The 10117-nt window shown below is 65.6% G+C and carries 8 protein-coding genes; 5 read left to right on the top strand and 3 right to left on the bottom strand.

Annotated elements, in window-relative coordinates:
- Positions 1–114: 114 nt before the first annotated feature.
- Both NMG10_RS25545 and NMG10_RS25540 read right to left on the bottom strand, forming a co-directional pair.
- Positions 115–2076, bottom strand: a complete 1962-nt coding sequence (locus NMG10_RS25545; RefSeq protein WP_254465352.1) for a methyl-accepting chemotaxis protein — start codon at positions 2074–2076, stop codon at positions 115–117.
- A 310-nt stretch (positions 2077–2386) separates the two neighbouring features.
- Positions 2387–4003: a diguanylate cyclase gene (locus NMG10_RS25540; RefSeq protein ID WP_232857080.1), complete on the bottom strand. Its 1617-nt coding sequence runs from the start codon at positions 4001–4003 to the stop codon at positions 2387–2389.
- Between the two features lie 249 nt (positions 4004–4252).
- On the opposite strand from NMG10_RS25540, the gene NMG10_RS25535 reads away from it, so the two are divergent.
- Positions 4253–5320, top strand: a complete 1068-nt coding sequence (locus NMG10_RS25535; RefSeq protein WP_062572768.1) for a DUF2333 family protein — start codon at positions 4253–4255, stop codon at positions 5318–5320.
- Between the two features lies 1 nt (position 5321).
- Positions 5322–5858 carry an NUDIX hydrolase gene (locus tag NMG10_RS25530; RefSeq protein WP_203650325.1) on the top strand — a complete coding sequence of 179 codons (537 nt, stop codon included), beginning with the start codon at positions 5322–5324 and terminating at the stop codon, positions 5856–5858.
- A 125-nt stretch (positions 5859–5983) separates the two neighbouring features.
- Here the strand turns inward: NMG10_RS25530 and NMG10_RS25525 are convergent, their stop codons facing one another.
- Complete coding sequence (locus NMG10_RS25525; protein ID WP_254465351.1) at positions 5984–6595, bottom strand: transferase; 612 nt, start codon at positions 6593–6595, stop codon at positions 5984–5986.
- A 342-nt stretch (positions 6596–6937) separates the two neighbouring features.
- Between NMG10_RS25525 and NMG10_RS25520 the strand changes: the two genes are divergently transcribed.
- From NMG10_RS25520 to NMG10_RS25510, 3 genes are all read left to right on the top strand, one after another.
- Positions 6938–7309, top strand: coding sequence for a translation initiation factor Sui1 (locus NMG10_RS25520; protein WP_254465350.1), 372 nt, complete (start codon positions 6938–6940; stop codon positions 7307–7309).
- Positions 7310–7461: 152 nt separating this feature from the next.
- On the top strand, positions 7462–9375 hold the full coding sequence (gene speA, locus NMG10_RS25515) for an arginine decarboxylase (RefSeq protein WP_186714976.1): 1914 nt from the start codon (positions 7462–7464) through the stop codon (positions 9373–9375).
- A 185-nt stretch (positions 9376–9560) separates the two neighbouring features.
- Positions 9561–10016, top strand: a complete 456-nt coding sequence (locus tag NMG10_RS25510; RefSeq protein WP_254465349.1) for a transposase — start codon at positions 9561–9563, stop codon at positions 10014–10016.
- Positions 10017–10117: the final 101 nt, after the last annotated feature.

Raw genomic sequence — 10117 nt, 5'->3', positions numbered from 1 at the left:
CCCCCCCCCCCCCCCCCCCCCCGCTGCCCCAGTCAGATCAGAGAATTATGTTTTGTTCCATGAGAGCGGCCTTGTGCCGCGATGGGCTGCGAAGCAGCCCCATCAAGCAGATGACTAGAGCCGGAACGCCCGCACCGCCGTATTCAGCTCACCCCCCAGCTTGAGCAACTGCTCGCCCTGCTCACGCCCTTCGCCAATGCGCTGCAAGTTGTCCTCACCCAGCTCATGAATCCGCTCGCTGTGATCGCGGATCTCGCTCACCGCGCCGGTCTGCTGCGCGGTCACATCGGCGATCCGCACCGCCGTGTCGGCAATGGTGCGGATGGCGCTGACGATTGCGTCCAGCGCGCCATCGGCCGACTGCGCCTGGTTGGCGGTGGCCTCGGCGTGCTCCAGCTGAGTGCGCATGCCGTCCACCGAACTGCGGGCGGCCTGCTGCAGGCGGTCGATCAACGCCTGGATCTCACCGGTGGCGCCGGTGGTGCGCTGGGCCAGCGAGCGCACTTCATCCGCGACCACGGCGAAGCCACGGCCCATCTCGCCAGCCCGGGCCGCTTCGATGGCAGCGTTGAGGGCCAGCAGGTTGGTCTGCTCGGCAATCGCCCGGATCACCGTGAGCACGCCACCGATGGTCGCCGACTCTTCCGCCAGTTGTTCGATCATCCGCGCGTTGCCCTGCACCTCGTCGACCAGCGAACGCAGGCCGGACAGGCTCTGGCCGATCACCGTCTGGCCTTGCTCCACGGCCCGGCCGGCATCGCGGCTGGCCTCGGCGGCGGCGCTGGCATCGCCGGCCACCTGCTGGATGGTCGCCTCCAGCTCACCCAGGGCGTCGCGGATCTGCGCCGTGTCGCCGGCCTGGCGCTCGGCGCCGTCGTGCAGGGCGCTGCTCATGCCAGCCAGGGCATGGCTGCTGCCGGCCACCTGTTCGGCGTTGTGGCGGATGGTGCCGACTAGCTCCACCAGGTACTGGCGCAGGCGGTTCAGCGATTCCTGGATATCGTGCAGCTCGCGGTTGGTGCGGCCCAGGGCGATGGCCTGGGCGAAGTCGCCCTCGGCCCAGCGCGACAGCGCCGGGGCCAGGCCGGTCAGGGTGCGTGCCAGGCGGCGCTGCAGGGTGTCGATCAGCAGGGCGATCAGCAGGATCAGGCCGATCATCAGGCCCTGGATCAGGCGCACCTCGCCGGCAATGGTGGCGTGCAGGCCGCGCACCTCGGGCTCGAGGCCGGCGATGGCCTGCTGCACCGCCTCCAGGCGCTCGCCGGTGCTGGCGGCCAGGGCGGCGCGGCGCTCGATCTGCTCGCGGGTGCGCTGCAGTTCGCCGGGGTAGCGACCGAGCAGGCTGTGCAGTTCGCGCTTGAGGCCCACGGCGACGTCTTCCTGCTGGCTGCTGGCCTGGGATTCCAGGCCCATCATCGCGGCGAAGTCGTCGGCGTTGGATTCGGCGGCGCGGGTCACCCCCAGCAGCGGCAGGCCGTCGATGGCTTGGGCCTGGGCGGCGATCAGCTGCAGTTCGCGCTCCACCTCGGCGGCCAGTTCGGCGCGGCCGCTGCTGACCAGCTTGTCGCGGGCCAGGGACAGCCGGCCCAGGTGCAGCGAGGCCTCCAGCAGCGGCGTCAGGTAGCGGCCGGCATCGCTGCTGGCGCTGTCGCGGGCGTAGCCGGCCAGTTGCTCGAGGTTCGCCCCCAGCTCCCGCTCGGCCTGCAGCAGCAGGGCCTGGGGATCACCGGCCAGCTTGCCGGCGGCGAGCAGTTCGTTGGCGGTGAAGCCCTGCAGGCTGTCGAGGCTCGGGCGCAGCTTGGCCGACAGCTCCTGCGGCCATTCGGCCAGGGCGGCCTGCAACTGTTTGTTGGCCTCCATCGCCGCGGCATGGCGCAGGGCGTCGCCGCTGCCCAGGTAGGCCTGGATATTGCGCGCGGCGTCATTCTGGAACTGCTGGGACAGGCCCAGGTAGCGCTCCATCAGTTGGTAGGGACGTTCCAGGGCGCGTTGCGACCACCACAGGGTCGCGCCCAGGGCGATACATACGGTCACCAGCAACAGGGTGTTGAAATTGGTCAGCCACTTCAGGCGCATAGCCGCGAACTTCCTGCGGAGGGGGAGTGGAGAGGTCGGGGCCTGAAGTTATTGCGATTTTGTGACGGGGTGATGACGACGGAGGGTTGGCGCCATAAAAAAGTGGCACAGTGCCGGTATTGTTTGCCGGTTGCTCTCTGTAGGAGCGGCCTTGTGCCGCGAAAGGGCTGCGCAGCAGCCCCGGCAATTTCGAGGGTGGCTCAGAACCTGGGGCCGCTGCGCAGCCCTTTCGCGGCGCAAGGCCGCTCCTACAGAATCGAGTTAAATCAATGGGTTACGAGTTTTCCATGAGAGCGGCCCATGTCAGCGGCTACGGCTCGACCCTGACCACGCAGTTGCGCCCGGCATGCTTGGCCCGGTACAGCGCCTCGTCCGCCGCACTGGCCATGGTCAGCGCATCGAGGCTGTCGTCCAGCTGCACCACCCCGGCACTGAAGGTGCACTGCAGGTCATGCGGCTGCGCTGGGTAATGGATCTCGGCGAAGCGCCGGCGGATCTCGTCGAGCACCTTGTGCGCCGCCTCCAGCGCGGTGTTGGGCATGACGATGGCGAACTCCTCGCCGCCGTAGCGGCCGATGAAGTCGGTCTTGCGCAGGCGTTGCTTGAGGAACAGCGCCAGGCTCTTGATCACCCGGTCACCCATGGGGTGCCCGTGGCGGTCGTTGATCTTCTTGAAGTGGTCGATGTCGAGCATGGCGAAGCTCAGCGGCTGCGCTTCGCGGCGGGCGCGGAAGCTGCAGTCCTCGAGCAGTTGCAGGATATGGGTGTGGTTGTACAGCCCGGTGAGGCTGTCGCGCACCATCCGCGCCTTGAGGTGGCGGGCGCGGGCGGCGCGGTTGCGCACGGTGGTCACCAGGTGCCGCGAGCGGATCGGCTTGGTGAGGAAGTCGTCGCCGCCTTCGCTCATGGCGTCGAGCTGCTTGTCCAGGTCGTCCTCGGCCGACAGGTAGATGATCGGCACGCTGACGTAGCGGTCGTTGTGGCGGATCACCTTGGCCAGCTCCGGGCCGGTGCACTCGGGCATGTACAGGTCGAGGATGATCAGGTCGGGCTGGAAGTCGGCCAGCTCGCTCATGGTGCGGATCGGCTCGGTCAGGGTGCGGGTGATGATCCCGGCGCTGTTGAGCAGGCGCTCGGTGTGCAGGGCCTGGGCGCGGGAATCGTCGATCACCAGCACGCGGAACGGGTCGTACTGGGTGGCGCTGGTCAGCAGTTCGAGTTTTTCCAGCAGGCTGGAGGCGTCCAGGGTGCCAGTGAGGAACTCCTGGCCGCCGGCGCGCACGGCGGCCAGGCGAGTCGGGGTGTCGGTCTCGTGCAGGCAGAAGAACAGCAATGGTACCGGCTGCTCCAGCCCCTGCTGGGCCTGGGCCGCCAGTTGCAGGCCGATGCCGCTGCCGGTGAAGTCCACGTCCATGACGATGGCCGACGGCAGGCGCTCGCTCATCGACGCCTGGAACGCCTCGGCGCTGCACAGCGCCTGCACGGTCAGGCCAAAGAACTCCAGCTGCTGGGCCAGGCGCTCGGCGCGGTCGTGGTCCTGCAGGACGATGTACACCGGTTTGCGCAGCGGCGGCAGGGGCACGTTGTCGAGCTGGTCGCCTTTGCGCAGGCCGGTGCGCGACAGGCGCTGCATCAGGCGGTTGAGTTCGCTGATCAGCTCGGAGTTGAGCCGCGCGCTGTTGGCTTCGATGGCACGCAGGGTCTGGCCGATGGCCGTCGACAGGCTGCCGTGCTCGGGCTGCTCGAAGCGCTCGGCGTAGCGCTGCAGGCGCAGGTTGGCTTCGCACAGCTCGCCCAGATCACCGCTGGACCACTCGCCACGCTGCAGGCGCTGCCAGATCTCGAGAATCTGCCGGGCCTGGTGGATCACCCGCTGGGCAAAGTGCTGCTTGAGGCGTTCGTGGCTCGGCTCGGCTGGCTGGGTCATGTCCTGACTACTTATGAGTGGGAGGGCGCAGGTTCAATGATGGCTCTATGCTAGCACTGCTTTTCCGACAAGCGAGTGCCTGGGGTCAACAAAGTGTTCAGGGACCGTCATTCAGTTGCCGACCCGATGGTCGCTTATACGAATGGCGGCGTCTGCTTTATAGTGCTGGCATGCGGGCTTGTCGTGGCACCCTGGCCGAGGCCTGTGGTCCAAGCCCTGAACCGTTCGTGACTGATTAAGGACAATGCCATGCTGGATTGGAAAAACCGCGAGGCCAAGGCCGAGCCCCGTGAGCGGGTCGAAACCCGTGGCGCCGCCACCCGTAGCTACCTCGGTGGCCTCTGGAGCCGTGCCCTGGGCACCCTGATCGGCCTCTACCTGCTGGTGTGCATCGGCCTGGGCTGGTACTGGAGCCAGGAGCCCGAGCTGTTCCCGGTGCAGCAGAACGCCCAGGCCGCCGCCGAGCGCAACGGCCAGCAGATGGTCATCGGCTACACCACCGTCGAGACCCTCAAGACCGTCGCCGGCACCTTGCTCGACAAACCGGGTGGCTACATCTCCAACGACCGCTTCCCACCAGGGCTGTGGATGGACAACATGCCGAGCTGGGAGTACGGCGTGCTGGTCCAGGTACGTGACCTGTCCCGCGCCCTGCGCAAGGATTTCGCCCGCTCCCAGTCGCAATCGACCGAGGACGCCGACCTGGCCAAGGCCGAGCCGCGTTTCAACTTCGACAACAAGAGCTGGATCCTGCCGTCCAGCGAGTCGGAGTTCGAAGAGGGCATCAAGTCGCTGAACCGTTACCAGACTCGTCTGGCCAAGGGTGACCAGGGCGCGATCTTCTACACCCGCGCCGACAACCTGAACAACTGGCTGGGCGACGTGGCCACCCGCCTGGGCTCGCTGTCGCAACGCCTGTCGGCCAGCGTCGGCCGGGTCAAGCTGAACAACACCCTGAAGACCGAGACCGTGGCCCCCGGCCAGGCGCCGCAGGTCGACGAGGAAGTGGTCGAGACCCCATGGCTGCAGATCGACAACGTGTTCTACGAAGCCCGCGGCCAGGCTTGGGCGCTGTCGCACCTGCTGCGCGCCATCGAGGTCGACTTCGCCGACGTGCTGGCGAAGAAGAACGCCACGGTCAGCGTGCGGCAGATCATCCGCGAGCTGGAAGCCTCGCAGGAAGCGCTGTGGAGCCCGATGGTGCTCAACGGTAGCGGCTTCGGCATGTGGGCCAACCACTCGCTGGTGATGGCCAACTACATCTCCCGGGCCAACGCCGCGGTCATCGACCTGCGCCAACTGCTGTCCCAGGGCTGATATGCCGACCAATCCTGCCGAGGTCGCGCACCGCGCGGCCTCCGACGCCGAGCTGGTGGCCTGGGTCGATGAGCATGACCAACTGCTCGGTGCCCTGCCACGGGCCGAGCTGCGCGAGCGCGGCCTGATCGGGCGCTGCACGTTCATTTTGCTGTTCAATGGCGCGGGTGAGCTGTGCGTGCACCGGCGCACCCTGAGCAAGGCGCTGTATCCCGGTTACTGGGATGTGGCGGCCGGCGGCATGGTCGGGGTGCAGGAGTCCTACGCCGAATCGGCGGCGCGGGAGCTTGCCGAGGAGCTGGGGGTGAGCGGCGTCGAGTTGGGTTTTCACGAGACCTTCTACTTCGAGCAGCCGGGCAACCGCTTGTGGTGCGCGGTGTATTCGGCGGTGTGGGACGGGCCGCTGCGCTTGCAGCCCGAGGAGGTCATCGAGGCGCGGTTCATCAGCGTCGAGCAGGCCCAGGCCGAAAGCGCAAAGCTGCCGTACTGCCCCGACTCGTTGGTGGCGTTGCAGCGATACCAGGCTGGCCTGATCTGACCGATCGCGGGGCAAGCCCGCTCCCACGTAATAGCACTTATTTCGTGGGAGCGGGCTTGCCCCGCGATAGAGGTCGCAAATTTTTCGTGAAATGGCGCAAGCCCGGAGCGCTACAAGGCCCGTGTTCAGTCGTAGGCGTACTGGTCGATCAGCCCGAGGCGCGGCACCTGTGTACCCGGTTGCAGGAGTGCGCCAGGCGCGATAACGGCGTTTGCCCCGATCTTGCAGCCGTCGCCGACCAGTGCGCCGAATTTGCTGACCGCTGTCTCCATGACCCCCTCGCCGTGGCGAATCCGGATGGGGGCGCCGTCCAGCTCGTTGCGATAGTTGGCGATGATGGCGCCGGCTTCGACATTGACCGTTGAGCCGATCAACGAGTCGCCGACGAAGTTGAAGTGCGCCAGCTTGCTGCCGTCGAGCATGAAGCTGCTTTTCAGCTCGCAGCTCGGGCCGACGACGCACTGGCTGCCCAGGTAGACCCCGCCCCGCAGGTAGGCCCCGGCGGCCACGAAGCAACCCGCGCCAATGATGATCGGGCCTTTCAGGACTGCGCCCGGTTCGACGGTCGCGGTCTGGTGGACCGCGCAATCGCCCTGGCGCCGGTAGCCTGGCGGCAGCCTGCCCAGCAATGCCAGGACTTGGTTGTGGCTGTCCTGGGTCACCTGCCAGGCCATGGGCGGAGCCAGGCGCAGTTCGTGCCAGCGGGCAATGAATGCGCTGACGGCGGGAATACTCATTGGACGGTCTCCTGCATGAGGGCTGGCGAAGTCCGTACTATGGCGGCTGCTCCTGTCATTGCCATAAACGAATCGTTACCGGGTGTTGGAGCAAGGCGCCCTCGCTGCAGGCTCCAGGTTCGAGCTCGCGGGCAAGGTTGTAGCGCCGCAATGCGCCAGGTCGCAAAACATTCGTAAAATGGCGCAATCCTGTACTTAGCAACAGGCAGAATTATCGTTACACTGCGCGCCCTTTTCGGGCTGTCGCAGGACCTTGCGGCAGTAGCGCCGCCCCTGCCAGAGTGGGGCTTCGCGGTCGACACCCGTCGACCAGTTTTTTGTCCTCGGCACAGAGGAACAAAAGTGGCCAAGAAAGCTTCTTCCTTCGCCGCCCTTGGCGGTCTCGTATATTCCACCGATGCCGGTCGGCACTGTCCCGACTGTGGCCAGCCGGTGGACGCCTGCATCTGCAAGCAGCAGGTCATCCCCGAAGGCGATGGCATTGCCCGTGTGCGTCGTGAAAGCAAAGGTCGCGGCGGCAAGACCGTGACCACCATCACCGGCGTGCCGCTGCCCCTCGAACAGCTCAAGGAGCTCGCCAGCACGCTCAAGCGTCGTTGCGGCACCGGCGGCGCGCTCAAGGATGGGATCATCGAGATTCAGGGCGACCATGTCGAACTGTTGCTCGGCGAGCTGATCAAACAGGGCTTCAAGGCGAAAAAATCCGGCGGCTGAGGCCGTCGCGCGACTTTTTGCCCAGCGCTTTCTAAACTCGATGCCGTGGCCAGGGTCTATCCGGGGGCACGGACGATTCGTCATTTTCAGCTTCTACACTGCGCCCGCCACCTGATGGGGCAGTGTCTTGGACTTATCTATAGGGGACTTGAATGTCCGTACGACGCACACGCAAAGACGATGGTAGCCAATGGACCGTGGCCGACAGCCGCAGTGTTTATGGCATCCGCCATTGGGGCGCTGGTTATTTCGCCATCAATGAGGCCGGGCGCGTCGAAGTGCGCCCCAACGGCCCGGACAGCGCGCCGATCGACCTGTTCGAGCAGGTTCAGGAGCTGCGCCAGAGCGGTCTGTCGCTGCCGCTGCTGGTCCGTTTCCCCGACATCCTGCAGGACCGCGTGCGTCAGCTGACCGGCGCCTTCGACGCCAACATCGCGCGCCTGGAATACCAGAGCCAGTACACCGCGCTGTACCCGATCAAGGTCAACCAGCAGGAAGCGGTGGTCGAGAACATCATCGCCACCCAGAACGTCTCCATCGGCCTGGAAGCCGGCTCCAAGCCCGAGCTGCTGGCGGTGCTGGCGCTGGCGCCGAAGGGCGGCACCATCGTCTGCAACGGCTACAAGGACCGCGAGTTCATCCGCCTGGCGCTGATGGGCCAGAAGCTCGGCCACAACGTGTTCATCGTCATCGAGAAGGAATCCGAGGTCGCCCTGGTGATCGAGGAAGCCGCGGAGCTGAAGGTCAAGCCACAGGTCGGCCTGCGTGTGCGCCTGTCGTCGCTGGCCTCGAGCAAGTGGGCCGACACCGGGGGTGAGAAGTCCAAGTTCGGCCTGTCCGCCGCCCAGTTGATCTCGGTGGTGCAGCGCTTCCGTGACGCAGGGCTCGACCAGGGCATCCGCCTGCTGCACTTCCACATGGGTTCGCAGATCGCCAACCTGGCCGACTACCAGCACGGCTTCAAGGAAGCCATCCGCTATTACGGCGAACTGCGCGCCCTGGGCCTGCCGGTCGACCACATCGATGTCGGCGGCGGCCTGGGCGTGGACTACGACGGTACCCACTCGCGCAACGCCAGCTCCATCAACTACGACATGGACGACTACGCCGGCGTGGTGGTCGGGATGCTCAAGGAGTTCTGCGACGCGCAGGGCCTGCCGCACCCGCACATCTTCTCCGAGAGTGGCCGCTCGCTGACCGCGCACCACGCCATGCTGGTGATCCAGGTGACCGACGTCGAGAGCCACAACGACGAGATGCCGACCATCGAGAACAAGGCGTCGCTGCCCGAGACCGTGCAGTGGCTGGCCGACCTGCTCGGCCCCACCGACATCGAGATGGTCACCGAGACCTACTGGCGCGCCACCCACTACATGGGCGACGTGGCCGCGCAGTACGCCGACGGCAAGCTGACCCTGGCTGAAAAAGCCCTGGCCGAGCAGTGCTACTTTGCCGTGTGCCGCCGCCTGCACAACTCGCTCAAGGCCCGCCAGCGCTCGCATCGCCAGGTGCTGGACGAGCTGAACGACAAGCTGGCCGACAAGTACATCTGCAACTTCTCGGTGTTCCAGAGCCTGCCGGACACCTGGGCCATCGGCCAGGTGCTGCCGATCATCCCGCTGCACCGCCTGGACGAGGAGCCGCTGCGCCGCGCCGTGCTGCAGGACCTGACCTGCGACTCCGACGGCAAGATCAACCAGTACGTCGACGAGCAGAGCATCGAGACCAGCATGCCGGTGCACGCGGTCAAGGAAGGCGAGGACTACCTGCTGGGCGTGTTCCTGGTGGGCGCGTACCAGGAGATCCTCGGCGACATGCACAACCTGTTCGGTGACACCGACTCGGTGAACATCTACCAGAACGCCGACGGCAGCGTGTACCACGCCGGCATCGAGACCCACGACACCATCGAGGACATGCTGCGCTACGTGCACCTGTCGCCGGAGGAGCTGATGACCCACTACCGCGACAAGGTGGCCAGTGCACGGATCACCGCCCGCGAGCGCACGCAGTTCCTTGATGCGTTGCGGCTTGGGTTGACCCGGTCGTCGTACCTGTCTTCGTAATCGCCGGGGCCGCCTTGCGGCCCTTTCGCGGCACAAGGCCGCTCCTACAGGGAGAATGCATACCCTGTAGGAGCGGCCTTTGTGCCGCGAAAGGGCCTCACCGAAAGCACAATCTGAAACGCTTTCTTCTAAAGCTGTCCGCCCCATGCGACTACCTTTGAATGCAATGTTCAAGGGAGTGACTCATGGAGCATCAAGGTAACCACCGACTGCGTAGAGGGCGCTTTTCAGAGGCTGGTCGTCCGTACCTGCTTACAACCACTACCCGCAATCGCACGCCACTGTTCACTGACCTGCGTTTCGCCAGGGCAGTTATCCAGCAACTTCGCTTGAGCCAGCAGGAAGGCACTTGCCAGTCCTTGGCTTGGGTACTCATGCCTGATCACCTGCACTGGCTGGTTGAACTCAGACAGGGCAGCTTGAGCAGTCTGATGCGTGCGTTCCAATCCAGAAGCAGTTGCGCACTCTTTCGTGTCGGAGTGGATCGTCAACGCGTCTGGCAACCCGGTTTTCATGATCGGGCATTGCGTCGAGACGACAACGTCAAGGCCGCTGCCCGCTACATTATCGCCAATCCCATTCGTGCCGGGCTGGTTCAGCGTGCCGGCGAGTATTCACATTGGGACTGTGTTTGGCTGTAAGTCCGCAGGTGAGGGCTGCGCCCTCATTTCGCGGCACAAGGCCGCTCCTACAGAAGACCGCGATCCCATGTAGGAGCGGCCTACAGAAGACCGCGATCCCA

The organism is Pseudomonas sp. DVZ6, from assembly GCF_024259445.1.
Lineage (GTDB): Bacteria > Pseudomonadota > Gammaproteobacteria > Pseudomonadales > Pseudomonadaceae > Aquipseudomonas > Aquipseudomonas peradeniyensis.
Note: the sequence above shows the minus strand (reverse complement) of the source record. Positions and strands in the feature narration are given on the sequence as shown.